Genomic DNA, 24,716 nt, shown 5'->3' on the forward strand with positions numbered 1-24,716 from the left:
CAGCTCATAAGGAACATATTTCTTTTTTGTGTACCTTGTATTTTTAAAATTTTCCTGCTGATGAATACTATACCTCCCTACTTCAACGATGTGTTGATCCATTTGGTTATGATCACAGTTTTTTCACTGATCATAGGCCTTTCTCAAAAACACCTTCGCGATAACGACAAAGATGAATATGTTTTCGGAACAGACCGTACATTTACCTTTATCGGTATCATGGGATTCGTGTTATTTATTCTTGACAGGGACAGCAAGCTGTTTTTTATGACCGGAGCTATAATTCTGTCCTTATTTCTTGGCATCCACTATTATCATAAATGGGGAAAACACAACAAACCCGGACTAACTTCAGTGATGGTTGCTCTTCTCACCTATTTTCAGGCAGCAGTACTGATCACCCAGCCCATATATGTGTACCTGACCTATATTGTTATTATCCTCATTTTTTCTGAATTAAAGGAAAAGCTGACATCTGTGTCTCAAAAATTTGATAAGACTGAATTTATTACAGTCGCAAAGTTTATTCTGATAGCAGGCATTATTCTGCCTCTTTTGCCGGACAAGCCCATTGTGTCGTATCTCACCATAACGCCGTATAAAATATGGCTGGCAGTCGTGGTTATTTCATCCATTTCGTACGTGAGCTACCTGCTTCGAAAATTTGTGTTTAAAAATGCGGGGTTGTTACTGGTAGGTATCTTAGGTGGCTTATATTCAAGCACTGCTACGACGGTTGTGCTTTCACGGAAAAGTAAGTCTATGCCTGAACAATCCAATGAAATTACGGCCGGAATACTTTTGGCTCAATCCATGATGTATGTTAGGATCATTATACTGGTCTATATTTTTAACAAAACACTTGCGCAGTTAATGGTTCCGTATTTGCTGATTCTTGCTGTAATTGCAGCAGCCTCAGGCATATTGCTGTACTATTTAAAAGGATCGCATAAACAAGGTGATGTTGCAGAAGTGAAGGAAAATAAAAACCCTCTGGAATTCAACGTAGCGCTCTTATTTACTGGTTTATACATCCTGTTTACCTTTGTGAACCATTTTGCCATAAAGACCTGGGGAACCGACGGACTGCATATTCTGGCGCTTATTGTTGGTGTAGCTGATATTGATCCGTTTTTGCTGAATATGTTTCAGGGAAAATACGAGATTGCACTCAGTGCCATTGCTTCTTCGTCGTTACTGGCAATTGTCAGCAACAACTTTTTAAAAATGTTTTATGCCATTAGCCTGTTTGCCAAAAAGCAAACCCGATGGTTAATTGTCGGATTTCTGGCTATCATTGTCGTAAATATTCTGTTTGTGATCATTGTTTAAAAAAAAAGAGAAGCTGATACAACTTCTCTTTCGGAAACACAATGATTAATTGGGGAATTAATCAAACATTTAAATTATTCTTCTATTTTTTTTCGTTTGATCTCGATTCGTTCAACACCGTTTTTTTCCTTTTTTGTGTAATCCAGAATTTCGTAATCAGGATCGTTTAAAACGGCTTCCAGAGGATCATAGTTTTGGGTTCTGAATTTGATTTTTGGAAGTGGTGGCGGCGGCGGTGGCGGAACCGTAAAATTTAAATCATGATCAAAGCCATTTGACAGAATTATGGTTTTTACAACAGACGTGTCTCCATCTCCGTCTACGATGGTTTTGATTTTCATCTCCTTTCCGGGAGTTCCGTGCATCGCGTTAATCTTAATGATCTTCTCCTCTTTCCCGTCTCCCTTTTTGATCACAAAAACATTGACTGTACTGTCGGTTGCGAAAGAATAGTCCATATCGCTATCAACATCCGTCCATATTACGGTATCCATAACAACTTTTCCGTCTTTCACTACGACCTGAACATTTTTCTCAACCTTTTTGGTCTTATCCTGTGCCGATATTGCGAAAATTACACCGAATGTTACGACCAGGCTGTTGAATAATAGATTTCTTTTCATTTGATCCATATTTTGAAATTTGATATCCCAAAATTATGGCTTGTCATTCTGAAAGATGGTTAATGACCGGTTAATTCGGGTTAACGGTTGGTTAACGTTTTTAAGTATATGATTTAAATTTCTAATTTTGAGGTATGAAACGCAGTACATTAATAATTCTTATTATCATTATGTCTCTGGCATTGCCCGGAATTATTGTCATTCAGATTATCTGGATCAACAATGCTGTCAAGCTGCGTAAAGAAGAATACAGAACCAAAGTTATCAATGCATTGACGAGCAGTTCTGAGCGGATTGAAAATAAATCGTACATCAATTATTTTGTAAAGAACGAAATTCCGGTTCCTCCGCCTCCTCCTCCTCCAACGCAGGAAATAGAAGTTAAACTGCCTAAGAATATTACGATTCCTCAGCTTGATACAGCAGACCTGAACAGGTTAAAAATGAGCTTTATTACCACAGGAAAAGTAAAAAACAAACAGTTTACTTTCAAAAACAATAATGTGGTTGTAAGCACTGGTCATGACAGTATTAATAATAAGGACTATACGATAAAAGTTGTAAATTCGGATACGACGATTGTGATCACTCATGGAGACAATCAAAAGGATGTGATTATTCAGCGTATAAAAGACAAGGAAAAAAGGATCAACTGGATTGGAGAGAAGCTTCAGACAGAGGTGACAATCATGGAGAAAAAGCTGCCGGTTGATTTCGATGCTGTGCAGGAGGTTGTGAATGATGAACTGAAAAATAGTCATATTGAGCTGCCGTATAATCTGGCGGTGATCGATTCGGGAATAATAACTGAAAGCAGTAAGGAAATTACAGATACGCTGGGATTCAGGGAAAACAGCTATCAGGCCATGCTTTTTCCAAATGATATTATCAGAAAGGATTTGTTTGTGGCAGTGAAATTTGACGGAGAGAACCGGTATTTTTTGAAATCGGTGAACTGGCTCATGTTTGCCTCCCTCCTTTTTACGCTGCTGATTATCACTGCCTTTATCCTGAGTATTTATTCCATTTTACTGCAAAAGAAAATATCAGAGGTAAAATCGGATTTTATCAATAATATGACCCATGAATTTAAAACACCAATAGCTACAATTGCTGTTGCAGCCGATTCTCTGGTTAATAAAAAAGTGGTGGATAATCCCGAAGCCGTTTCTGAGTATGCCAATCTGATAAAGCAGGAAAATAAACGCATGAACGGGCATGTGGAAAAGATTCTTAGCGTGGCCCGCATGGAAAGGAAGGAAGTGGAATTCCGGTTCAAACCGGTGGATTTACATGAAATACTGGAAGATATCTGCACAAAATTTGCGCTTAAACTGGAAAGCCGGAACGGAACAATCAGCTGTGGTTTGAATGCCGCAAATCCCGTGGTACTGGCTGATTATGAGCATATCTATAACAGTATAACCAATCTGGTTGATAACGCCGAAAAATATACGCCTCATTCACCGGTAATAAAAATAGAAACCAGCGGAACAACAAATGGGGTGATAATTTCCGTGTCAGATAACGGCATAGGGTTAAGTAAACAAATGCAGCACCGAATTTTTGATACATTTTACCGGATTCCAACAGGAAATGTGCATAATGTAAAAGGATTTGGTATTGGACTGAGTTATGTGAAAGCCGTATGTGAAGCTCATAAAGGAACCATTAACGTAGAAAGTGAACCGGGAAAGGGCAGTACGTTCAATATGTTTTTACCTTATTCTGTTTAAATATGACTGATACCAAACATATATTCTTTGTAGAAGACGATTTGCCCTTCGGGAATGTGCTTAAAACCTTTCTTGAGTTGAATAATTACAGGGTGGATTGGTTTTCTGACGGAAAATCTGCCCTGGAAGGCTTTGAACCAGCTAAATTCGACCTGGCCATTATTGATGTGATGTTACCATATGTGGACGGATTTACCATTGCCACAAATATAAGGGAACAGGATGCGGAGCTTCCTTTCGTGTTTCTTACGGCAAAGTCAATGAAAGAAGATATTGTAAAAGGTTATAAGACGGGTGCCGATGATTACATCACCAAACCTTTTGATACGGAAGTGTTGCTCTATAAGATTGATGCTATTCTGAAACGGAATAAAGTTCCGGTTCAGACCGAAACCAAAGAATACCAGATAGGGAAATATACGTTTAATGTGCAACTACGAAACCTGGTATTATCCGGAGAAATCATCCGTCTTTCGCCCCGTGAAGCCGAATTGCTTGAATTACTTATATCCCGCAGGAATGAATTGATCCCGCGTGCTGAAGTGCTGAACAAGCTTTGGGGAGAGGACGATTATTTTAATGGCCGCAGTATGGATGTGTTCATCACCAAGCTCAGAAAACGCCTGCAACACGATCCGGATATTAAAATAGACTCCATTCCACGTAGCGGTTATATCCTGTCCATCAGGGAATAATATTGCCGCAACAAAGATTGTTTGCTTTTTATTTCATTAATCCGTTTATTCATGAGGCCTTGATCTGCTCCTGATTTAAACTGAGGATATTGCCTCGGCCTTGATTTACATGACTTTCCTAACCCCAAATTACATTCACTATGCTCATTGACCTGAGACTACCCCGAAGTATTAGGGTGACCCTTAACTGGGGCATCGTTATTGTGTCAAAAGCCAGAGCTTATTTAGACCGTGCGTTTGCCGCTGTAAAGGGTGCGGATTGGCGCGTTGGAAGACTTACAGTTTAATACATTCGTGTAAGTTATTGCGGTTCTTTACAGCTAGCATTTTTGGTTTCTTTTGATGCTTCAAAAGAAACAACTGGGTGAATCCGAAGGAGAGGGTGTTAAATCCCTTTAGTTACACAAAGCCAATATATATCTAACTATTCAGGAAATCAAAGTCCATAACATTACAAATGCAGAACTATCGTATTCTCGTTGCTGACACAAAAAAGCCGTAACAAAAATGCTACGGCAAACAAAATATTGTGAATTCCCGACTCTTTAGGAGTCTCTTTTTAAACCTTTGTGTTACAGATTATTTTGAATCTTTTTAACGGTTGCATTAAATTCTTCCGGCGTAAATTTCAGCTTTGCACGGCTAAAATTAATATCGTCCGCAGAATTCAGCGGAATAAGGTGAATATGTGCATGAGGCACATCCAAACCAAGTACCACTACACCTACCCTGTTACACGGAATAGCCTCTTTAATGCCTTTGGACACTTTCTTTGCAAACACCATCATGTCGGCCAGAAGTACATCATCCAAATCAAATATATAGTCAATTTCTTTTTTAGGAATTACCAGGGTGTGTCCTTCAACCAGCGGATTAATATCCAAAAAAGCGAAAAACTTATCGTCTTCTGCAATTTTATAAGATGGAATTTCTCCTGCAACTATTTTTGAAAATATGGAAGCCATTTTAATTATATTGAAATTTCAAGAATCTCAAACGGAACAATACCTGTTGGTACTTTAACATCGGTAACATCACCAACTTTTTTCCCCAGCAAACCCTGAGCAATTGGTGTACTTATAGATAATTTACCATTCTTGAGGTCGGCTTCCGATTCAGAAACCAGGGTATAGCTCATAACCGCACCGGTTTTTACATTTTTGATTTTAACCTTATTCATCAACTGAACCGTATCGGTATTAATCATGGATGCATCAATGATTCGTGCATTAACAATTGTATCCTGTAATTTGGCAATACGCATCTCCAGTAATCCCTGAGCTTCTTTTGCTGCATCATATTCAGCATTTTCAGAGAGATCACCTTTATCACGAGCTTCAGCTATCTGATGAGAGATAGACGGCCTTTCTACACTTTCAAGATATTCTAATTCTTTTTTAAGCTTTTCAAGCCCTTCTTTTGAAATATACGAAACTGCCATATGGGTATCCTCCAATAATTTTCAATAGTACATAAAAAAATAAGAACCCTGATACCTCATCAGGATCCTCAAGTTCAGCTACAAAAATAATAAGATTTTTCCGAATTTAAAATATTGTACGTCCACAATATTTAGAATGCTTAAAAACAATTACGTTCAGTGGATGTATTTTGCTTTTAATATTTCAGAATAAATAATTGCTTTCTTTATTTCTTCAGGATCAGACAAATCATATTCCGGAGATGAATCTTCATAACCTATTTCGCCTTCTTTGATTGGATTCATATCCTTAATCTGATCCGATATCTCTGTTCCTCTTATTTTCTGAGAATAAGTATCCTCATGAATGCTCGTCCCTTCGTTGGGGAGTTTTGAAGTATAATCAGAAGATACCGGTTTTGTTGTAACCACTTCCGGCTTTGATTTTACAGATGGGAAGGGTTCATAATCCGTTTCATCTTCCTGTTCAAAAACAGTTTCCCTTATAGGTTCATCATCCTGGTCTGAAGGAAACAGTGTTTCAAAGATATCCCTTGTTTGTGATGAAGGACGTGGTGCTCCTGTCGTTCCTACAGGCTTCTTTTTCTTTTTTGCAAAAACGCCGATTATCCCAAAAACAACGAGAAGGATAAGATATAGAAAATCGCCAATGTTATCGGAATCCATGATTTTTGCTTTAACTTTACATCAAAAATAAACTATATTCTTTGATGTTCAAAATCAGGATCATATCATTTATGGTTGTTTTAATGTTTTTAAGCAGTTGTAAAGACGAAATAAACTCTAATATACCTACTGTATCATTTAATGTAACGATTAATCTTACCAGGCCGGAATATGCGGCATTACTTGGTGATGGCCAGTCGATAACACTTCCAACTTATGATAATTACGGTCGCAGGGCCGGTTATGCAGGGCTTGTTATAATTAAAAGTTCATTTTCAAATTCAGGTTTTTATGCTTTTGACCGATGCTGTACGCATAACCCTAACGAAGCACATCAGGTAAATGCTGACGGTGCCCTGGCCGTATGTCCGGTAGATAGTTCCGTATTCGTCCTGATCGATGGTTCCGGCATTCCGTCAACGGGACCTGCCACTCTCCCTCTCCGCCGGTATAATGTAAGTGTATCAGGAAACGAACTTTCGGTTTATCAGTATGCGAATTAGAAGGTTAGTGATTAGTAATAAGTAATAAGTAATAAGTGATAAGTGATCATTGTTGTCCGGTTAAAAAATCAATATTACTTAAAGATTATTCGTTTCATCTTATTACGCTCAGAATGACAGTCTCTTAGGTTCATATTGGGCTGGAGGATAAGTTGGTTTTCGAATCTGTAGCAAACCAACTTATCCTCCAGCCCAACAACCAGCAACTGCCTGTCATTCCGAGTGAAGGAGGAATCTCTGAAGATTTAACCGGACAGCTGAAATAAGTAATAAGGTCTTGATTCTTGTGTCTTAAAAGAAAAGGCCTCCCGAAACCGGAAAGCCTTTCTCTGTATTTTCTTTATCTGTTATCCGTAAGAAATAGTCTCATCAAGATCGAAACTTTTTTCATATTGGGTCATGGCTCTGAGGCTCATACCCATGCTTGAAAATCCTCCGTCATGATAAAGATTCTGCATGGTCACCTTTTTAGTCAGGTCACTGAACATAACCACACAGTAGTTTGCGCACTCTTCGGCAGTTGCATTTCCCAACGGAGACATACGTTCTGAAAAATCAAGCAGTTTGTCAATTCCTTTTACGCCCTGTCCTGCAGTGGTAATAGTCGGCGATTGGGAAATTGTATTGATGCGTACATTACTTTCACGTCCATAGATATAACCAAAGCTACGGGCAATACTTTCCAGCAGGGATTTGGCATCAGCCATATCGTTATATCCATACAGGGTTCTCTGGGCAGCTACATAAGACAAGGCTACAATGGAACCCCATGTATTTATTGCTTTTTTCTTTTTGGCTACCTGTATCATTTTATGAAAAGAGATTGCAGATACATCAAGGGTCTGCGACAGATAGTTATAATTAAGATCATCGTACGGTATCTTTTTACGAACGTTAGGTGACATCCCAATGGAGTGTAAGACAAAATCAATTTTACCACCTAAAACTTCCATAGAGCGGTCGAAAACCTTTTCCAGATCTTCCACATCTGTTGCATTGGCGGGAATAACTTCTGTGTTCAGCTTTTTAGCCAGTTCGTTTACCTCACCCATTCTTACTGCCATGGGTGTATTGGAAAGTGTTACGGTTGCCCCCTCTTCAACTGCTTTTTCAGCAACTTTCCACGCTATTGACATATCATTAAGCGCACCGAAAATAATTCCTCTTTTTCCTTTAAGTAAATTATAAGCCATATTAAAGTTTTAATGATTACGGGCACAAAAGTAGTTACTTTGTTAAAAAGTGTGGCTTTTATGCTTTATATTTTATCAAACAATAAACACTGCTTGGTGTGAAAAAGTTCTAAAACTGATTATATAACAGATTTTTATATTTAAAAAGGTAGGGTAAGTTAAAACCTGTTGGGTTCTTTATTAAATATTTTTAAAGTGTATTTTTGCACTTTTAAAAGTTTTATTGGCACTTATCATGTGTCTGATGCAACTAAATTTTAAATTTTAATATCTTTAAAAGAAAAAATATGAGAAGGATAATCATTTTGTTGATTGTTATAGCAACAGCATTTACGTCATGTCTTAAGGAAAGTGATAATTATACAACGGTTTATTTTAATGAAAGCCCCGGAGCAGTGTATGATTTCCCTAAAGGAGATTCGTCTCAGTACCTCATTCATAGTTTGAATTATAATGTCTTCCTGAAACCGGATGTATTTCCTGATAGTCTGAAAGTTAATGGAATGCAGATTCTGTTTACCGGAACAACTTATGATGAATCTGTGCAGTTTACCTATACAGATACGGCGTCGGATGAATTAAAGACCGCACTTATTAAAGTCGTTCATTTGCAAACAGCTAAGCGTGCACAACAGGACATGAAAGTTACCTATGGAACTTCGTTCGGAGAGTGTATCGGTTACTGTTCTGAAACAATGACCCTCAGTCGTGGTCAGTTGGATTTTCTGTACGAAAGTCTGAATACAGATACACTTCCTGACATTGACTGTTCGATGAATTTTCCGGTTGACAGTACCAACATGGTGCTTGATTTTGTCAGTAAACCATTGTTCTATTACATGGAATCTGTTTATGGTTGCCCCGATTGTAATGATGGCGGAGAAGAATGGGTGTCCATTGAGGATGAGTATTACTATAAGAAAATAAGATTTGAATATATGAATGAACCAGAGGAATTAACTAAACTGGTTACTATCTTAAGGCGATTTGCCTCATATTCGGAATGTAAGCCAACATTATAACGTAGTGAATCTTATAAGGAAAAGCCGTTGATATTTTCAGCGGCTTTTTATTTACAGTCCTGATCGACGTAGATTAATTTCTGAATATCAAAACCTTGTTTTTTAGCGAATTCAACGTATTCCATCATTTCCCTGTCATTCATATCAGGATCGCGGCTCAGTATCCATAAATATTTCCCCGATGGAGTGCCCACCAGTACATGTTGGTATTCCGGATCAAGTTTAATGACCCAGTATTTACCGTAAAAAGGCCACTGAAAGCTTACTTTTAACTTACCCGGTGAAGACGTATCCGGAACAAGTGCCTTACCTGTTGCCTCTTTAATTTTACCCGGATCAGATATTTTATGTCCTCTGTTGACAACCTTTACCGATCCGTCTTTATTAAGGCTGTAATTAGCTGTAGTACATTTCAGACCTTTCTCAAACGAATTTGGTAACCGTGCAATTTCATACCAGGTTCCGGTATATTGTTTCAGATCAAGATGATCCACTGTTTCAAGCTGAAGTTTCTGTGTTTTACATCCGAATAGCATGGTTATTAGTATTAACGTCAGGTATCGCATACTTTAAAGTTTGACTGTCTGTTACTTTAAAAACAAACGAATTAGGGATGAGTTTACTTTTCAGTTGTTTTTATATCACTCTGTCTGATTTGGTTTAATAAATCATACGGTGAACCTGAAACAATATGGAAGTGCTTTTTAAAAAAATCAGAAACTTCAGGCCAGACATTCTTCATATTAAAATATTGCAGATGGGACTCATTCAGGTATTTTACAATAAAAAAGGCATTGAAAAGATCAAAAAAACGTTTTGTAAATGTTTGAATATTGGCAGTGTTTTGATTGAGTTCCATTAGTTTTTCCTCTGCATTAAACTCAATTAAAAACGTATAAAGTGGTTCGGGAACAGCGTTAATAAACCCTTGTATCTGGTTTATACCGGTTTCAAAAAGCTTCTCTTTCAAACTGAAAAAGTTTTGAAGCGAAGTAAAGGCTTCCATGCAATAGGTCAGCATTTCTCCGGTTTCAAGGTATTGCCTGATTTTGGGCCCTGTACCAAATGGCACCCTGTCGGAAATTCTGGATGACGGAATGACTTTAGTTGAAGTGAGGATTTTTTTGTTAATATGAGGCAACACCTTGTGCAGGAAATAAAAGTCTTCCCCACCCTGTTTCCGGTTCATACCGCCATGTCTGGCATATTCTAAGGCGCGTATGAAAAATGCAGAACCAATGGTGTAATAAAAATAAGGGAATCCGATTTCTTTTAAGGCATTGTGATAGTAGCGTAAATGCAATTCATATAAAAGTATGGCCTGGTTTTCAGGTTCATCAGAATCCGTTACCGGATGTTCGAAATGTATGGTTCCACCTTGTATTTCGGGATCTGAATAAACATTAAATAACTCTGTGAGATAATTTGGTTCTACCAACGTATCTGCATCGAGTGAAACAATCAGGCCGTTTTCGTTTCCCATACCATTGAACGTTGAAACTGCCATATCCATGGCCAGCTTACGTGCATATCCGGCTCCGGCATGTTTTTTACGGATGCCTTCAATAATCCAGGGTTTAAAATTCAGATTTTTATCCGGATCAAAAGGGAATTCCTGCAGGATCATGCTGTATGTTTCACGATTTTGAGAAATAATATGATTCGGTGTCAGCTCTCCCGAATTAATCAATATTATGACCTCAATATGCGTTTCAGGAAGTGTGCATTTTTGTAATGAATCTAACGTGTGCTTTATTTCCGGTTCATTATAACATGGAATAACAATTATGATCGAAACACTTTTATGCCAACCGGAAACAAACTGTCCGGGAATATTGTGCTTTTTAAGGTATTGTTCGTAGATGTGCATAAAAAAAGGGCTTTGCAGCCCTTAAAAATAATATTTTATATGTGTTATTTTTTCTTTTTATATCTGTTATTTAACGCTTCCAGAACTTCGCCGGTAATGTTTAAACCATCTTTTGCATGCAGAATTGTTCCACCAACTGTCGTACTCAGGATCAGATCATAATCTTTATCCAGATTCATTTCTTTAAGATAAAGCGTAATTGAATCCAGAAGTTGTGAACTGATTTCCTGTTGTCTAACCATCAGTTCGTTGGATAGTTTTGCATTCAGATCCTTCAGTTCCTGTTCACGGTTAATCAGTCTCTGTTGTTCCCTTTCGGCCCTGTCGCGGGATAAAAAACCGTTGTTTTCAAGTTTACGCTGAAATTCCTGCATTTCACTTTCGAATGCCCGCGCTTCCTGGTTAAGGTTTGTACGTGCATCTTCCTGTTTTTTCAACAATTCTTCGTTGAGATCACGGGACAGCTGATAATTTAATAATAAGGTATCGGTATTAATGTATGCAATTGTCAGATCCGTTCCATCGGCTCGTATAGCCGGAGTGTCAGCTTTACCTGCAGGTGCTGCGCATTCCTTTGAAACGTTACATTGCATAACAAACAAGATAATTACGGCAATAAAGAGAATTGCAATTGAGATAGGAATTAATTTCTTCATTATTTACATTTTAATTGACCAGATACAAAAATAATTTTTTGCATCACGCAACAGATGAAGGGAATGGAAAATAGTGTCTTATTAACAAACATTAACAACTAAGGGAGTCGTCTACTTCGTGCTGTAACTTTGTAAAATCAAAACGGCTCTTCGATTTGCGTTCCAGCTTATCGTTTGTTGTGGCGCAGTAAATACCTCGTTTTGCCATTTCTTTGTTACCTCCGATATGAAAATTTGGGAATTTTCCTTTCTTTTTAAATAATACATTGATCCCAAGCAGTAGAAATGCTATGGCAACTAAACTTATGGTGACTAATAATATTTGTAGTATCATTTTATTCTTTTCTTAAACTATTCACAAAAGTAACGTATCAATTTCAAAGTATGTTCTGTGGTTGATGTTTTTTAACGATTATAGACAAAAGAACCAAGATGCAAGACTTACAATTCACACTCTGAAAGATCTCTGATTACAACTGAAGCTACAAAACAGCCGAAAACAGCAGGCATATACGCAATGGTCCCAACCGTTGAGTTTTTGTTTTGTTCCTCACTATTTCCAATAATGGCATGTTCAGCTGCTTCTTCGGTGGAGTAAACTACGGTGATCCCTTTTCGTATTCCTATCTTCCCCAGGCGTTTTCTAACCGTTCTGGCCAGTCTGCATACCGAAGATTTGGATATATCTGAGATGTGAATTTTCGTCGGATCCATTTTACCTCCGGCTCCCATAGACGAAACCACCTTATAACCTTTTTGCAATGCGTGATACAAAAGATAAACCTTCGGGCTGAGTGTGTCAATGGCATCTATTACATAGTCGTAATGGGCTGCTTCCAAAAGTTTTATGGTTTCCTCATCTCTTAAAAAAATATTATGAACGCTAAGTTCGAGATCAGGATTAATGTCCTTTAGTCTTCCGGATAAAACATCAGACTTAGACTCACCTATGGTAGAATTTAAAGCAATTAACTGACGATTTAAATTGCTGGGATTAACCACATCTCCATCGACTATAGTCATTTTGCCTATACCGGCTCTGCATATGGATTCAGCAGCGTATGCGCCAACACCACCCAGTCCCACAACAAGAACGTGGGCTTTTTTAAGCTTATCCAGCTTTTCTCTGCCCAATAAAAGTTCAGTGCGTGATGTCCAGTCAGGATGGCTCATTATGCTTTATTCTTTTTTACCGGCGCGTTTACGATCGTTTTCGTTCAGTAATATTTTACGCAGTCGAATTGATTTTGGAGTCACTTCCACGTATTCATCATCCTTTATATATTCCAAAGCCTCTTCAAGACTGAAGACTATTGGTGGAGCCAGCTTAACTTTATCATCTGAACCGGAAGCACGCATGTTTGTCAGCTTTTTCGTTTTTGTAATGTTAACCACTACATCGCCTTCCTTGGTATGCTCTCCAACGACCTGCCCCATATAAACATCAGTTTGAGGAGCGACAAAGAATTTTCCTCTGTCCTGCAATTTATCCAGGGCATAGGCAATGGCTGTTCCGGTTTCCATGGCTATTAATGAACCTGCCAGACGTTTATCAATAGGACCTTTCCAAGGCTGATATTCAATGAACCGGTGCGTCATAACGGCTTCACCGGTAGTGGCTGTCAGAATCTGGTTTCGCAGTCCTATGATACCTCTTGACGGAATATGAAATTCAAGATGCAGGCGGTCTCCTTTACGTTCCATAACCAGCATCTCACCCTTCTTTCTGGTAACCAGTTCTATTACTTTCCCTGAAAATTCTTCCGGTACATCAACGGTCAGTTCTTCAACAGGCTCGTTTTTTTCGCCTGCAATGGTCTTGATAATTACTTTGGGTTGTCCTACCTGAAGTTCATATCCCTCGCGACGCATGGTTTCTATTAAAACAGATAAATGCAACACACCACGACCGTAAACCGTCCATGAATCAGCTTCGTTGGATGTTTCCACACGCAATGCCAGGTTTTTATCCAGTTCAAGAATCAAGCGGTCATGAATATGGCGCGATGTTACATACTTACCTTCCTTGCCAAAAAACGGTGAATTATTGATCGTGAACGTCATGCTCATGGTTGGCTCGTCAATAGAAATAGGATCCAATGGATCAGGATTATCGATATCCGTAATTGTATCGCCAATCTCAAAATTTTCTATGCCTACAAGTGCACAAATCTCACCACAAGATACTTTTCTTACCGGTGTACGCCCCAACCCACTGAAAACATTCAACTCCTTGATTTTGGTCCGGACTATCGAACCATCACGTTTTGCCAAAGCCACCGTTTGTCCTTCTTCCAGCTCCCCACGGTAAACCCTGCCAATAGCAATACGTCCTACATACGATGAATAATCCAAAGATGTGATCTGCATCTGGGACGTTCCTTTTTTGTATTCAGGTTCAGGAATATACTTTATGATAGCGTCCAAAAGCGGTTCAATGTTACTGGATGGTTTAGCCAGATCTTCGCTCATCCAGCCATTTTTGGCAGAACCGTAAATGGTAACAAAATCCAGCTGTTCTTCTGTTGCATCAAGGTTGAACATCAGGTCAAAAACCTCTTCATGTACCTCATCAGGACGACAGTTTTGCTTGTCCACTTTGTTAATGACTACAATTGGTTTTAGTCCTAAACCGAGTGCCTTTTGAAGCACGAATCGTGTCTGTGGCATTGGTCCCTCAAAGGCATCTACCAGCAAAAGCACGCCATCGGCCATGTTCAGAACGCGTTCAACTTCCCCACCAAAATCGGCGTGACCAGGCGTGTCTATGATATTGATTTTTACGTCCTTATAGAGGATGGAAACGTTTTTTGATAGAATTGTGATGCCCCTCTCCCGTTCCAGATCATTGCTGTCCATGATAAGATCACCTGGTTTTTCGTGATCCTTAAATAACTGACCTGCCAACAACATTTTATCTACCAGTGTGGTTTTGCCATGGTCAACATGCGCAATGATTGCGATATTTCGTATTGATTTCAATTGTTTTAATTTATTCAGTGTTTGTCCAAGATTCCTAATCCATGATCTTTCAAAAAACCTGGATTTCAAACCCTTGTATTCATAAAATGTTTTGAATTACAATTGGTTCACCGTACCCTTTTGAAAAATCGCTGCAAAGGTAATCTTTTTAATGAAAGCAGATTTGTTTTGTTGTCCTTTTCTCAAAAGGACATGAGGGGATGTACATTGGAACGAAGGATTTAGCATATATAGTATATTTCTGCCCCTATTTCATGAGATCGTTCTGAAATGCGGCCGGGTTTCGCTTCTATTTCAACAGGTGTAATGATTGCCGGCCTTGATTGACATGCTTTTATTACCAAGGGTGGCATTTGCTTCGCAAATTTACCCTGGGCTAAAATAATGGCACCCCTCCAGGGTGCATACTTATTTTCTAATGTTTGCATTTTTGTCCTCCTTTTTTCAAAAGGAGGTGGCCGAAGGACGGAGGATTTTTATTTAAAAATGGATTATTTAATTGAAAATCAAATGGTTTTCAATGGTTTATATGTTTTAACTCTGTACGTACTTCATGAGTTCGTTCAAAAATGCGGCCGTGGTTCGTTTGTATTTCAACATGAGATAAGAATACCGGCCTTGATTGACATTATTTCTATTACCCAGGGTGGCATTCGCTTCGCAAATTTACCCCGGGTTAAAATAATGGCACCCCTCCAAGGTGCATACTTATTTTCTTGCAATTGCACCTGTTGGGCAGGCATCGGCAACTTCCACAGCTACTTTTTTCAATCCCTCATGAAGCATTTTATTAAATGGAATACCAATCTCCACATCGAAACCACGGCCAATAAATGTAAAACCAAAATCTTCCTGGTATTTAGCTGTCATGCGTACACAAATTCCACATTTAATACATTTACCTGTTTCAAATATCACATAATCATGCTGAACATTCTTTTTTGTCACATGCCTGCGGTCATTATCTACCTTTTGTTTTACGTCAAATTCATCGGAATATAATCGCAACTTACAGGTGTCGGGTTTTCTACAGTCGCAATGTAAACAGCGTGCGGCTTCCACTTTCATCTCCTGAAGCGTAAAACCCTCTGTTTTTCCTGATTTAGGTTCAATACGGTTACCCGGAAGCGATTCTTTCAGGTATTCGTCAAATTCAATTTCTTTCAGTTTTCCAAACCTGGAATTGAATCGTTTGGTTTCCCCAACAACAGGTTTATCGTTTACATACTGATCCACACTAAAGGCCACTTCTTTTCCCTGTGCCAGCATTTTAATGGCAAGTCTGCCAAGCTTTATAGCAGTACCCACAACAAAAACTCCCAAAACCTCGGTGGCATATGTGTTCTGATCTGCAATAAAACCTTTATCATTAAAGGGAATTTCCCAGTTTTTTTGCTCTTCGGTAATTCCACCGGATGCTATGACAATGGCATTAAAGTCCTTTTGGATTTTTTTGAATGTTTTCTCATCAACAAGCGAACCTGTTTTAATGGTAACCCCCAGATTTTTAATCTGATTAATCTCTTTATTTAAAACAGTTTTAGGCAATAGTTCCTCTGCTGTATCATATCGTAGTTTTCCGCCGGGTTGTTCTTCTTTTTCAAATATGGTAACGGCATGTCCTTTTTCCGCACTGTGTTTGGCTGCTGCCAGTCCGGCTATACCTGAACCGATAATGGCAACTTTTTTCCCACTTTGTTTAATATCCGGTTTTTCCTGCGTTGATCCGACATCACCGGCATAACGTTTCAGCAGACAGATAGAAACAGCTCCATCAATGGGTTTACGGCGACAAACACCTTCGCATGGCGCCGGACAAATACGTCCAAGGACCGAAGGTAATGCGATATCTTTAGTTACTACCTTCCAGGCTTCTTTCACTTTTCCGGCAGCGAGCAAACGGTTCATCAATGGAATATCCATATATGCCGGACAGGCTGTCCGGCAAGGCGCTTCACAATCACCGACATGTTCACTCAACAACAGCTCCAGTGCCATTTTACGGGATTCCTGCACTTCTTCGTCGTTGGTGATGATATCCATTCCTTTTTCAGCTTTCATGGTACATGAAGGCATCAGTTTTCCAGTTTTCGCATCTTTTACCAGACAAATCATACAGGACGTAAAATGTTCCAGATCGTCGTTGAAACACATTACGGGAATGTCTATACCATTGGCTTTTGCCACTTCATAAATGGTTTTCCCTTCCTCAAATTCTATTTCTGTATGATTTAGTTTTAGCTTCATTTTTTTATAGAAATAAGAACCAAGACATAAGATATAAGACTAAAAAATCAAGATTATATATTAATCGATTTAAATTTTATTCCATCGCTAACCCTTTAATTCTCTAAAGAGACCAATCCACAAATTAAGAGGGATTTCTCCTTTAAGGGATAGAGATGTTTAAGGGAATTGCAGCTTGACCTTAATGAGTTATATCATACTTTTAATTGTTCCTTTACACTTTTTACTTTTTACTTTTTATTTACAACTTATTACTTATCACTATTTCACTAAAATCGCATCTACCGGACATACCTGACGGCAGGCATCACATTTGATGCACAATTCTGTATCAATGACATGAACCTCATGCGGTTTAAATGCTATGGCGTCAACCGGACAATCCTGTGCACATTTGGTGCAGCCAATACACTCATCCGTAATGGAATACGTGATCAGATCCTGACATTTGCCTGTGGGGCAAATGCCGTTAATATGTGCTTCGTATTCTTCTCTGAAATACTTCAACGTGGATAAAACCGGGTTTGGGGCTGTTTTGCCAAGACCACACAGACTCCCTTTCCCCGTCCATTCGGCCAGTTTTTCCAGTTCATCCAGATCTTCCAGCTTCCCTTTGCCTTCTGTAATCCGTTCCAGAATATCCAGCATCCTACGTGTTCCAACGCGACAAAACGTACATTTTCCGCACGACTCCTGTTGCGTAAATGTGAGGAAGTATTTGGCAATATCCACCATGCAATCGGTATCATCCAGAACCACCAGACCACCGGACCCCATCATGGCACCAACATCCTTAAGCGATTCAAAATCAATGGGTGTGTCAGCCAACCAGTGCGGCACACAACCTCCTGACGGACCACCAATCTGAACCGCTTTAAACGTTCTTCCATTGGCCACTCCACCACCTATTTCCTCAATTACCTGACGAATGGTAATTCCCATGGGCACCTCTATTAATCCTCCTCTCGCCACTTTGCCCGCTAAAGCAAATACTTTGGTTCCCTTGCTTTTTTCTGTGCCAATTCTGCTGAATGACACCGAATGATTCCTGATGATATACGAAATCTGTGCAAAGGTTTCTGTATTGTTGATCAGGGTTGGTTTGTTCCATAATCCCTGCTGTGCCGGAAAGGGTGGCCTTAAGCGAGGGAAACCGCGGTCACCTTCTATTGAGGCTATTAATGCCGATTCTTCGCCGCAGACAAATGCTCCGGCTCCTTCATAAATGTTAATATCAAATATAAACCCCGATCCTAAAATGTCTGATCCGAGATAGTTGTTTGTCCTGCAAATATGAAGTGCTTCACGAATTCGTTTTAAAGCCAATGGATATTCAGCCCTGATATAAAAAAAGCCATGAGTGGCACCAACCGCATAAGCTGCAATCAGCATCCCTTCAATCACACGGTATGGATAAGATTCCAGCAACATCCGGTCCATAAACGCTCCCGGATCACCTTCATCGCCGTTACAAATAAGATATTTAGTGTCAGATTTCTCTTTGCTTACCAGGTCCCATTTTAAACCTGTTATGAAACCGGCACCACCACGCCCACGCAAACCACTTTCTTTGATGGTGGAAATAATCTCATTTGGGTTCATCTCGTTTAAAGCCCTTTTTAAAGCTTTAAAACCACCGTTTGAAAGATATTCTTCCAGATCGGTAGGATTGATTACACCACGGTGTTCTGTCGCAATGGGAATTTGTCTGCCCAAAAATGAGGATACATGTTTTTCGCGTACATCAATTTTATAGCGTTCCACTCCATTCCATGCCGCATCGGTACGAATATTCTCCACAGAATTGGTAAGACTTCTTTTTAGGCGCTGCATCAATCCTGCGGATTGAAAATGCGATTCCACGATTTGTTTGACATCTTCGGGCTTTACTTTGGCATATAAGGTAGGTTCTTTGTCAGCCGGAACCACTTCCAGCAAGGGAACCTGGTGACACATCCCCACACATCCCACGTGTTTCAGCTTCACGTTCATTCCGCTGTTTTCCACCACATTCTCCACAGCTTCCCTTACCTCTTCACTCCCGCTGGCTACGCAGCATGAACCAAGACCTACCCTGATTTCACCCTGAATTTCCGTTCCGTCTCCTTTTCGGAATTTCTTCCGTTTTTTATCGTTTTTATGTTTTTCAAAGTCGCTGATAACCGATTTGATCTGGTTCGTATTCACATGACCATAGGTCACATCATCAATCTGAACCACAGGAGCAAGCGTACAACAACCAAGACAACTTACTTTTTCAACTGTATAATTGCCATCAATATCGGTATCATTTTCTCCTTCCAGCTTAAACTCGCGCCGGAATGCATCGTACACCTGAACGGCACCTTTTACATGACAGGCCGTTCCCACACAAACCTTTATCATGTGTTCCCCAACAGGTTGCATCCTGAACTGGGAATAAAAACTCGCCACACCTGTAATTTGGGAAGGCGTTATTTCGGAATGATCACACACATATTCAAGGATAGGTTGTGGCAGGTATTTGTACTGAGCCTGAATAGCTTGCAGTACAGGAATAACGGCATTTTTCCCACGCCCTTTCTCCTCCAGAATCCGTTCTATGAATGCCTGATCTTCTGTCATTATTCGATACAATATAAACTTCCTGCCGTTCTGATAAAAAGTTGTCCGTCCATAAATGCCGGTGTTGCCATCACTGGTGTGTCCATCGAAATATCGGCAATGGTTTCGTGTTGTCTGCTCAGTTTCATGATGTGCACAGTACCTTGCATATCTGCAATGTATATTTTCCCGTCAGCAAGCATGGCCGATGAATAAAACCCGCTGCCAAACTCTGTTTCCCACTGTTTCTCTCCTGTTTTTGCATCGTAGCAGACAAATACACCGTAGGTTGTGGCAATAAATAATAAACCGTCTGCTGAAACCGGACTGGAAACTTCGGGAAGGTATTCGTTATCTTCCCAGGCAATTGCCTGTTTCCCCGGATCAATAGCAGCCAGGGTTGCATATTCATTGGCTGCAAACACCAACCCATCACCAATGCCAACAGAAGGACCAACCTCTCCCATCATGCATTCTACGGACCAGAGTTGTTTCCCGTCGTTAATATCGTAACCGGCCACAATCGGTTCAGCCGATAACACTAACTGCATTTTACCGTTTAATTGGGCTAATACCGGCGATGCCCATGAAATATGGCTTTCACGATTGGTATCCCATAATACAGAACCATCAAAGACACTTAAAGCCATCACCCGGCCACCTTTGCTGGTATCGTATTGCACAAATACCTTATCCTGGTAGCATATCAATGATGACGAGTGGCCATAATGATTATCAGGTACACCAAGGTTTTTAGCCCACAGGCGGGTTTCGTCCGACTTTAATGCAACGATATCTCCGGTTCCAAAAATGGCATAAACACGCTGTCCGTCGGTAGCTACTGTTGGGGCAGCTAAGCCTGTATCATCTGTTGTTTTAGGTGGTTTTGCCGGTGAGCCAGGAATGTTATCTGCCGCATGTTGCCACAGAATTTTGCCATCGTCCCTGCTGATACAATAAACCACCCTTTTGGTTTGATCTGCACCGGTTAAATATATTTTATCATCCCAGATAACGGGTGAATTGTACCCTTTTAACGGGATATCTGTTTTCCATTTAATGTGATCTCCTGTGCTGACATCCCAGTTATCGGGAATGTTTTTTGCGAAAGATATGCCTTGCCCCAGATAGCCTCTGAAATAAGGACTTTGCTTTTTAATGTCATCCAGTGTAGGCAGTACTACAGGTTTTGGTTTTTCGGCTGTTAGATCTTCCTGAGGCTCTTGCTCCGTCTCCATCTTCGCTGCCTTTACGTTAGCCTCCGGTTCAACATTTTTCTCCAGTTCTTTATTGGTTGTGTTTTTTTCTGGTTCTACCTTTGCAATTTCTTCAACTTTTTCTTCAGCCTTTTGTAATGTATCCGTTGTTTCTTCTGTTGCCCGAGCTGGTTTAACATCCACCACAACTATTTCACTTTGTTCCACAGAATCCCGCGCTGCAGATGTCTTCATCTGATCGTAACGGGCAAGGTAATTTTGTGATCCAAACGATGAAAGCAGAGCCAGAATAACAACGACCACGGCCAGTCCGGCAATCCATTTTTGGCTCATTAAGCGGGCTGTGGAAGGTTTAATATCCGCGGATTCAGGTTTATCTATTTTACTGGTCAAAGAATAGTAAACGCGAAGTGCAAGTGTGGTAATTATTGCGCCAAGAAGTAACAGCCACGATCCGATGTTGATCTGCCACTGCCCTGTAAAATAAGCTTTTCGGGCCAGGAGATCCAGATTGCGGATTTCGGAAATCAAAGCATCGTTTCCCGGATCATCTGATAAACGTTGAACCATGGCTTCGAGAACCTTATTATCGACCGGATCATTCTGCTTGATATTGATATAATTAATGAGAAACAACAGCGCCACTACGAGTGTGAAAATTCCGGCCACCAAAGCGACATTAAAAGCTAGTTTTATTTTTTTGTTGTCATCCATACATTAATCTTTCTTTACCGGACAATAGTCCATACATCGTCCGCAACTGAAGCAGGTGCCTTTATCCGGTTCATAGTCCTTTCGACTTCTGAACATTACCTGATTAACCAGTGTAAATGCAACCACCAGTCCCATAAAAATTCCTAATATCCAGCTTCCGGTGTAAAATTTATTTTGAATAGTTTTTGCCGACTGAACCAGATCATCCATGGTCCTTCCGGAAGCCATAAAGGTCTGAATATCCAAATTGTCAGGATTTGTCTTCATCTCAGGGTGTTTGATCAGCAGTTCTGCCAGATAAACATCGGAATGGGCTTTTGCCAGAAATCCGTGCGCTTTTGAAAAAGCAAATCCAAATGTTAAAGCGATCAAAGGTACCAAAACAACATACAACAGAAATTGTCTCAGAGAACCCTGATCCTCCTTGCGGTCTTCCGGTTCATTGATGGCATCAAAGGGACAGGAACCGGAACATAGTTTACATTGAATACATTCTTTTGGTGTGATGCTCAAATGCCATTTAGAGAAGCGTGACATCCAGTTAAGCGGCACACTGTAAGGACAAAAAAAGCGGCAATAAGGCCTTGCCACAAACATCCCGATCAGCAGCATAACAATTCCTAATGCAATCATCAGAAACGGCCCGTCCATTCTGAAAATACTCACAAACGGATCATACCGGCAAATGATGAAATCTGTTCCCGTAGCTGCATATAAAACGGCTAAGCCCAGATAAAGATAAGGTATTAATCCTAACGTTTTTCTAAGCCACAGCGGCAGTGAAATTGGTTTTACAATGATTAAATCCTGAATTGCTCCCAGCGGACAGGCACCCGCACAAAAGGTTCGCCCAAAAAACAAAGCAAACAAAAGTGGCAGGAGAAAAAACAGCAGAACGGTCAGCGAAATGGCATATCCCGGATCAGCCAGCGTTAAAGCCACATTCTGTATGGAGCCAATGGCACAGATACAACCATTACGGTAAAACCCGAAATACAGCAAGGTAAATACCGAAAGCCATAAAATACCTCTTCTGGAACGTTTGCGAATGGCAAGCCATGATGCGAGGGCCAATACAACCAGTAATACCGCCACATCAAAAAATTCCAGAGAAACAGAACGTGGTTCGGGTGTGGTAGTATCCGGTTGTTCATAACCGTTTTCAAATTCCGGTTTTGGAAAACGTTGTTGCGCCTGAGAGAACACGACAGTCTGCATGAGAACCAGAGAAAGCAATATGGTCAGAATAAGTCTTTTCATCTTAACTATCTTTGGTGAAATCTCCTTTAATTAAATATGGACTGCTGGCAGGAACTCTTTTTATAGCATCTGAAGGACAAACACGTGCAATAGAACATTCGTTACAATTCACACATCTGTCATGCCTTATCTGTAAATGAAGGGAACCATTACCAAAGGACGTACAACCCTTTACGCATTTTCCGCAGGCAAAACAAAGGTCTTCATTTATAATATATTCAAAATAAGGCTCTTCTATGTATTTTCGTTGAATAGCTGAAGTCGGACAAAGTTGGTTCTCCCCTCCTGTTTCCAAGGCATGGGAATCCGGTTTAAAATATCCGCCGCATAAATCACAATATCCGCAAAGATCGAAAGCATGCACGCATTTTACAGCAGAAGGTGTCATGACACAATCTGTGGCACAACGGCCACATTGCGTACATAGGAATGGATCGATTTGCCACACCCATTTATCTGTTGTTTCGTTCTTAAAAGCCAGGGCTCCTACACCTCCAAGTCCTACTAAAAGCGATGCACGGGCCGTAGTATTAAAGAATTTCCTGCGGTCAATCTTTTTGTTTTCGCTCATTTACCCTCTGTTTTAATGCCTGATCCTTAGAACAAAAACGGTATTCATTACAGTTTTTACACACCTCGTTAATAGCACACTTCTCCGCGCTTATCTCCCTTTTTGTCAGGATCACACCCGATACTGCAGCTAATCCGCCCAACAGCGATAAACGCCCCAACCGTTGTAAAAATGCTTTTCTGTCCATTATTTTACAGGTTCAAAAACTCGTATCATCTTTTTATCGTAATCCAGTGCATATACTACACCTTCTTTATTTACTGCCACATCGGGTGCTTTGCCATCCACTTTAAATTTTGACGGAGGCGCAACCACTGAAACAAATTTTCCTGACGGTCCGTGAATTTTGATCCGTACAATGCCTTTTTCGCTGGTCACAAATGAATCATCATTCATGATAGCAATACGTGCCGGGTTGCAACATCCACTAAACCCACCCAGTTTAAAAGAAGTAGCTTCCCAATACGAACGCATTTTACCTGATGCATCGTAATTTTCTATAGCATGCAAGCCCGGATTGACCACCCATAGTTCGCCGGAATTTGTAAATGCCAGATCGAAATTGGCACTTGGTACAATAAACCCGTGCAATGCTCCTTCTTCCCTTTTCCCCTCAAATGAATTAACTGGTTTTAAATCCTTATCCACTTCAAATATTTCCCGGTTGCCGGCATCTGCATATAAAATCCTGTTATTATAAACGGCAACATTGGTGATTACCGATTTATCGTTTACCGGTTCTGTTTTAGCCAGAACAATGCCTTTGCAGTCTATCTTTTCAATGTAATCCTTATAGCCAACTATAAGGTTTTGATCCGGACATAACGCAAGTGATTTGGCAGTTTCGGTAACCGGTATGGCTTGCTTTATAACTCCGTTAAGATCCAAAACAAGAATATTACGATCCACTGAAACGTAAATGAATGCAGAATCAATCGTCATAGCTCCCAACGAATCACCAGTTAACCTGAAATTTTTGGTTTCTTTATGACTGATCAGATTTGGATCAACGTTTTTTAAATCATCGTATTCCAGAGCATACGGATTGTCCGGCCTGTTATCAGTACGTGTCTTTATGACATCCGCCACAATTATAGCAATCAAAGCCACAACCAGTAAAACAATAAATACTATAATTCCCTTTTTCTGCATAACGCAATTAAGCTGTAATCGTGTAAAAATAATAAACAAAAGCATTCACAGGTAAAACCTTACATCATTTAGAATCAGTCTGAATTTGTTTGCCATAATCCTGTGAACTCATTCCAAAATATTACTATCCATGAAAATTAAAATGAATATAATGTTGTCTTATTTAGGTTTAAGACGATTTTAGTTAGCTCACCTTATATGTGAAGTTTAATGTTTTTATACCTTTACCTGAATTAAAAACTTTTGAACATAT

At 39.9% G+C, this 24,716-nt stretch carries 25 protein-coding genes; 6 read left to right on the forward strand and 19 right to left on the reverse strand.

The features are described from left to right. Nucleotides 1-60 precede the first annotated feature (60 nt). Entirely contained in the window at nucleotides 61-1,332 is a 1,272-nt protein-coding gene (locus tag ACE1ET_RS02490; protein WP_375726777.1) for an MgtC/SapB family protein, read from the forward strand. Between the two features lie 74 nt (nucleotides 1,333-1,406). Here the strand turns inward: ACE1ET_RS02490 and ACE1ET_RS02495 are convergent, their stop codons facing one another. Beyond that, a complete protein-coding gene (locus ACE1ET_RS02495; RefSeq protein ID WP_375726778.1) occupies nucleotides 1,407-1,955 on the reverse strand; it encodes a hypothetical protein in 549 nt (182 codons plus the stop codon). A gap of 134 nt (nucleotides 1,956-2,089) precedes the next feature. On the opposite strand from ACE1ET_RS02495, the gene ACE1ET_RS02500 reads away from it, so the two are divergent. From ACE1ET_RS02500 to ACE1ET_RS02510, 3 genes are all read left to right on the forward strand, one after another. After that, nucleotides 2,090-3,691, forward strand: a complete 1,602-nt coding sequence (locus ACE1ET_RS02500; RefSeq protein ID WP_375726779.1) for a sensor histidine kinase — start codon at nucleotides 2,090-2,092, stop codon at nucleotides 3,689-3,691. A gap of 2 nt (nucleotides 3,692-3,693) precedes the next feature. Beyond that, nucleotides 3,694-4,386, forward strand: coding sequence for a response regulator transcription factor (locus tag ACE1ET_RS02505; protein WP_375726780.1), 693 nt, complete (start codon nucleotides 3,694-3,696; stop codon nucleotides 4,384-4,386). Between the two features lie 140 nt (nucleotides 4,387-4,526). Further along, the gene (locus ACE1ET_RS02510) at nucleotides 4,527-4,673 is read left to right on the forward strand and encodes a hypothetical protein (RefSeq protein WP_375726781.1); all 147 of its coding nucleotides are present in this window, start codon (nucleotides 4,527-4,529) and stop codon (nucleotides 4,671-4,673) included. Between the two features lie 285 nt (nucleotides 4,674-4,958). On the opposite strand, the gene ACE1ET_RS02515 is transcribed toward ACE1ET_RS02510, so the two are convergent. The 3 genes from ACE1ET_RS02515 to ACE1ET_RS02525 all read right to left on the reverse strand — a co-directional run bounded on the left by ACE1ET_RS02515 (nucleotide 4,959) and on the right by ACE1ET_RS02525 (nucleotide 6,493). Next, nucleotides 4,959-5,351: an HIT family protein gene (locus tag ACE1ET_RS02515; RefSeq protein ID WP_375726782.1), complete on the reverse strand. Its 393-nt coding sequence runs from the start codon at nucleotides 5,349-5,351 to the stop codon at nucleotides 4,959-4,961. A 5-nt stretch (nucleotides 5,352-5,356) separates the two neighbouring features. After that, nucleotides 5,357-5,827 (reverse strand): transcription elongation factor GreA, encoded by a 471-nt coding sequence (gene greA, locus ACE1ET_RS02520; protein ID WP_375726783.1) that lies wholly within the window; start codon nucleotides 5,825-5,827, stop codon nucleotides 5,357-5,359. 156 nt (nucleotides 5,828-5,983) lie between these two features. Continuing rightward, nucleotides 5,984-6,493, reverse strand: coding sequence for a hypothetical protein (locus ACE1ET_RS02525; protein WP_375726784.1), 510 nt, complete (start codon nucleotides 6,491-6,493; stop codon nucleotides 5,984-5,986). A 44-nt stretch (nucleotides 6,494-6,537) separates the two neighbouring features. On the opposite strand from ACE1ET_RS02525, the gene ACE1ET_RS02530 reads away from it, so the two are divergent. Continuing rightward, nucleotides 6,538-6,996 carry a Rieske (2Fe-2S) protein gene (locus ACE1ET_RS02530; protein WP_375726785.1) on the forward strand — a complete coding sequence of 153 codons (459 nt, stop codon included), beginning with the start codon at nucleotides 6,538-6,540 and terminating at the stop codon, nucleotides 6,994-6,996. A 347-nt stretch (nucleotides 6,997-7,343) separates the two neighbouring features. Here the strand turns inward: ACE1ET_RS02530 and ACE1ET_RS02535 are convergent, their stop codons facing one another. Then, a complete protein-coding gene (locus ACE1ET_RS02535; protein ID WP_375726786.1) occupies nucleotides 7,344-8,189 on the reverse strand; it encodes an enoyl-ACP reductase FabI in 846 nt (281 codons plus the stop codon). Nucleotides 8,190-8,476: 287 nt separating this feature from the next. Between ACE1ET_RS02535 and ACE1ET_RS02540 the strand changes: the two genes are divergently transcribed. Continuing rightward, nucleotides 8,477-9,211, forward strand: a complete 735-nt coding sequence (locus ACE1ET_RS02540; RefSeq protein ID WP_375726787.1) for a hypothetical protein — start codon at nucleotides 8,477-8,479, stop codon at nucleotides 9,209-9,211. A 47-nt stretch (nucleotides 9,212-9,258) separates the two neighbouring features. Here the strand turns inward: ACE1ET_RS02540 and ACE1ET_RS02545 are convergent, their stop codons facing one another. From ACE1ET_RS02545 to ACE1ET_RS02610, 14 genes are all read right to left on the reverse strand, one after another. Then, nucleotides 9,259-9,777 carry a lipocalin family protein gene (locus ACE1ET_RS02545; RefSeq protein WP_375726788.1) on the reverse strand — a complete coding sequence of 173 codons (519 nt, stop codon included), beginning with the start codon at nucleotides 9,775-9,777 and terminating at the stop codon, nucleotides 9,259-9,261. Nucleotides 9,778-9,830: 53 nt separating this feature from the next. Continuing rightward, nucleotides 9,831-11,081, reverse strand: coding sequence for a glycosyltransferase family 2 protein (locus tag ACE1ET_RS02550; RefSeq protein WP_375726789.1), 1,251 nt, complete (start codon nucleotides 11,079-11,081; stop codon nucleotides 9,831-9,833). Nucleotides 11,082-11,125: 44 nt separating this feature from the next. Then, nucleotides 11,126-11,737 (reverse strand): OmpH/Skp family outer membrane protein, encoded by a 612-nt coding sequence (locus ACE1ET_RS02555; RefSeq protein WP_375726790.1) that lies wholly within the window; start codon nucleotides 11,735-11,737, stop codon nucleotides 11,126-11,128. Nucleotides 11,738-11,828: 91 nt separating this feature from the next. Then, nucleotides 11,829-12,071, reverse strand: coding sequence for a hypothetical protein (locus ACE1ET_RS02560; RefSeq protein WP_375726791.1), 243 nt, complete (start codon nucleotides 12,069-12,071; stop codon nucleotides 11,829-11,831). A gap of 107 nt (nucleotides 12,072-12,178) precedes the next feature. Next, on the reverse strand, nucleotides 12,179-12,910 hold the full coding sequence (locus ACE1ET_RS02565; RefSeq protein ID WP_375726792.1) for a tRNA threonylcarbamoyladenosine dehydratase: 732 nt from the start codon (nucleotides 12,908-12,910) through the stop codon (nucleotides 12,179-12,181). A 6-nt stretch (nucleotides 12,911-12,916) separates the two neighbouring features. Then, entirely contained in the window at nucleotides 12,917-14,719 is a 1,803-nt protein-coding gene (gene typA / locus ACE1ET_RS02570; protein WP_375726793.1) for a translational GTPase TypA, read from the reverse strand. Nucleotides 14,720-14,940: 221 nt separating this feature from the next. After that, entirely contained in the window at nucleotides 14,941-15,147 is a 207-nt protein-coding gene (locus ACE1ET_RS02575) for a hypothetical protein (RefSeq protein WP_375726794.1), read from the reverse strand. A 280-nt stretch (nucleotides 15,148-15,427) separates the two neighbouring features. Beyond that, on the reverse strand, nucleotides 15,428-16,966 hold the full coding sequence (locus ACE1ET_RS02580; RefSeq protein WP_375726795.1) for an FAD-dependent oxidoreductase: 1,539 nt from the start codon (nucleotides 16,964-16,966) through the stop codon (nucleotides 15,428-15,430). A gap of 261 nt (nucleotides 16,967-17,227) precedes the next feature. Continuing rightward, nucleotides 17,228-19,570 (reverse strand): NAD(P)H-dependent oxidoreductase subunit E, encoded by a 2,343-nt coding sequence (locus tag ACE1ET_RS02585; RefSeq protein WP_375726796.1) that lies wholly within the window; start codon nucleotides 19,568-19,570, stop codon nucleotides 17,228-17,230. After that, nucleotides 19,570-21,480 carry a PQQ-binding-like beta-propeller repeat protein gene (locus ACE1ET_RS02590; RefSeq protein WP_375726797.1) on the reverse strand — a complete coding sequence of 637 codons (1,911 nt, stop codon included), beginning with the start codon at nucleotides 21,478-21,480 and terminating at the stop codon, nucleotides 19,570-19,572. The genes ACE1ET_RS02585 and ACE1ET_RS02590 overlap by 1 nt, the downstream gene beginning before the upstream one ends. A 3-nt stretch (nucleotides 21,481-21,483) precedes the next feature. Further along, nucleotides 21,484-22,740 (reverse strand): 4Fe-4S binding protein, encoded by a 1,257-nt coding sequence (locus ACE1ET_RS02595; RefSeq protein WP_375726798.1) that lies wholly within the window; start codon nucleotides 22,738-22,740, stop codon nucleotides 21,484-21,486. Nucleotide 22,741: 1 nt separating this feature from the next. Further along, nucleotides 22,742-23,311, reverse strand: a complete 570-nt coding sequence (locus ACE1ET_RS02600) for a 4Fe-4S dicluster domain-containing protein (RefSeq protein ID WP_375726799.1) — start codon at nucleotides 23,309-23,311, stop codon at nucleotides 22,742-22,744. Further along, nucleotides 23,289-23,498, reverse strand: coding sequence for a hypothetical protein (locus tag ACE1ET_RS02605; RefSeq protein ID WP_375726800.1), 210 nt, complete (start codon nucleotides 23,496-23,498; stop codon nucleotides 23,289-23,291). Before ACE1ET_RS02605 ends, ACE1ET_RS02600 begins: the two co-directional genes overlap by 23 nt. Beyond that, nucleotides 23,498-24,463, reverse strand: a complete 966-nt coding sequence (locus tag ACE1ET_RS02610) for an NHL repeat-containing protein (protein WP_375726801.1) — start codon at nucleotides 24,461-24,463, stop codon at nucleotides 23,498-23,500. Before ACE1ET_RS02610 ends, ACE1ET_RS02605 begins: the two co-directional genes overlap by 1 nt. Between the last annotated feature and the right edge of the window lie 253 nt (nucleotides 24,464-24,716).

The sequence above is a fragment of the Quyinboa mangrovi genome, from assembly GCF_042219825.1.
Taxonomy (GTDB): Bacteria; Bacteroidota; Bacteroidia; order Bacteroidales; family UBA5342; genus JBHJHP01.

Coding starts and splice junctions, on each gene's coding strand:
- ACE1ET_RS02505 (WP_375726780.1), top strand. CDS start 3,694: ATGACTGATACCAAACATATATTCTTTGTAGAAGACGATTTGCCCTTC.
- ACE1ET_RS02490 (WP_375726777.1), top strand. CDS start 61: ATGAATACTATACCTCCCTACTTCAACGATGTGTTGATCCATTTGGTT.
- ACE1ET_RS02545 (WP_375726788.1), bottom strand. CDS start 9,777: ATGCGATACCTGACGTTAATACTAATAACCATGCTATTCGGATGTAAA.
- ACE1ET_RS02580 (WP_375726795.1), bottom strand. CDS start 16,966: ATGAAGCTAAAACTAAATCATACAGAAATAGAATTTGAGGAAGGGAAA.
- ACE1ET_RS02515 (WP_375726782.1), bottom strand. CDS start 5,351: ATGGCTTCCATATTTTCAAAAATAGTTGCAGGAGAAATTCCATCTTAT.
- ACE1ET_RS02610 (WP_375726801.1), bottom strand. CDS start 24,463: ATGCAGAAAAAGGGAATTATAGTATTTATTGTTTTACTGGTTGTGGCT.
- greA (WP_375726783.1), bottom strand. CDS start 5,827: ATGGCAGTTTCGTATATTTCAAAAGAAGGGCTTGAAAAGCTTAAAAAA.
- ACE1ET_RS02535 (WP_375726786.1), bottom strand. CDS start 8,189: ATGGCTTATAATTTACTTAAAGGAAAAAGAGGAATTATTTTCGGTGCG.
- ACE1ET_RS02605 (WP_375726800.1), bottom strand. CDS start 23,498: ATGGACAGAAAAGCATTTTTACAACGGTTGGGGCGTTTATCGCTGTTG.
- ACE1ET_RS02590 (WP_375726797.1), bottom strand. CDS start 21,480: ATGGATGACAACAAAAAAATAAAACTAGCTTTTAATGTCGCTTTGGTG.
- ACE1ET_RS02585 (WP_375726796.1), bottom strand. CDS start 19,570: ATGACAGAAGATCAGGCATTCATAGAACGGATTCTGGAGGAGAAAGGG.
- ACE1ET_RS02540 (WP_375726787.1), top strand. CDS start 8,477: ATGAGAAGGATAATCATTTTGTTGATTGTTATAGCAACAGCATTTACG.
- ACE1ET_RS02530 (WP_375726785.1), top strand. CDS start 6,538: ATGTTCAAAATCAGGATCATATCATTTATGGTTGTTTTAATGTTTTTA.
- ACE1ET_RS02550 (WP_375726789.1), bottom strand. CDS start 11,081: ATGCACATCTACGAACAATACCTTAAAAAGCACAATATTCCCGGACAG.
- ACE1ET_RS02600 (WP_375726799.1), bottom strand. CDS start 23,311: ATGAGCGAAAACAAAAAGATTGACCGCAGGAAATTCTTTAATACTACG.
- ACE1ET_RS02565 (WP_375726792.1), bottom strand. CDS start 12,910: ATGAGCCATCCTGACTGGACATCACGCACTGAACTTTTATTGGGCAGA.
- ACE1ET_RS02510 (WP_375726781.1), top strand. CDS start 4,527: ATGCTCATTGACCTGAGACTACCCCGAAGTATTAGGGTGACCCTTAAC.
- ACE1ET_RS02575 (WP_375726794.1), bottom strand. CDS start 15,147: ATGCAAACATTAGAAAATAAGTATGCACCCTGGAGGGGTGCCATTATT.
- ACE1ET_RS02560 (WP_375726791.1), bottom strand. CDS start 12,071: ATGATACTACAAATATTATTAGTCACCATAAGTTTAGTTGCCATAGCA.
- ACE1ET_RS02495 (WP_375726778.1), bottom strand. CDS start 1,955: ATGAAAAGAAATCTATTATTCAACAGCCTGGTCGTAACATTCGGTGTA.
- ACE1ET_RS02595 (WP_375726798.1), bottom strand. CDS start 22,740: ATGAAAAGACTTATTCTGACCATATTGCTTTCTCTGGTTCTCATGCAG.
- ACE1ET_RS02555 (WP_375726790.1), bottom strand. CDS start 11,737: ATGAAGAAATTAATTCCTATCTCAATTGCAATTCTCTTTATTGCCGTA.
- ACE1ET_RS02500 (WP_375726779.1), top strand. CDS start 2,090: ATGAAACGCAGTACATTAATAATTCTTATTATCATTATGTCTCTGGCA.
- ACE1ET_RS02525 (WP_375726784.1), bottom strand. CDS start 6,493: ATGGATTCCGATAACATTGGCGATTTTCTATATCTTATCCTTCTCGTT.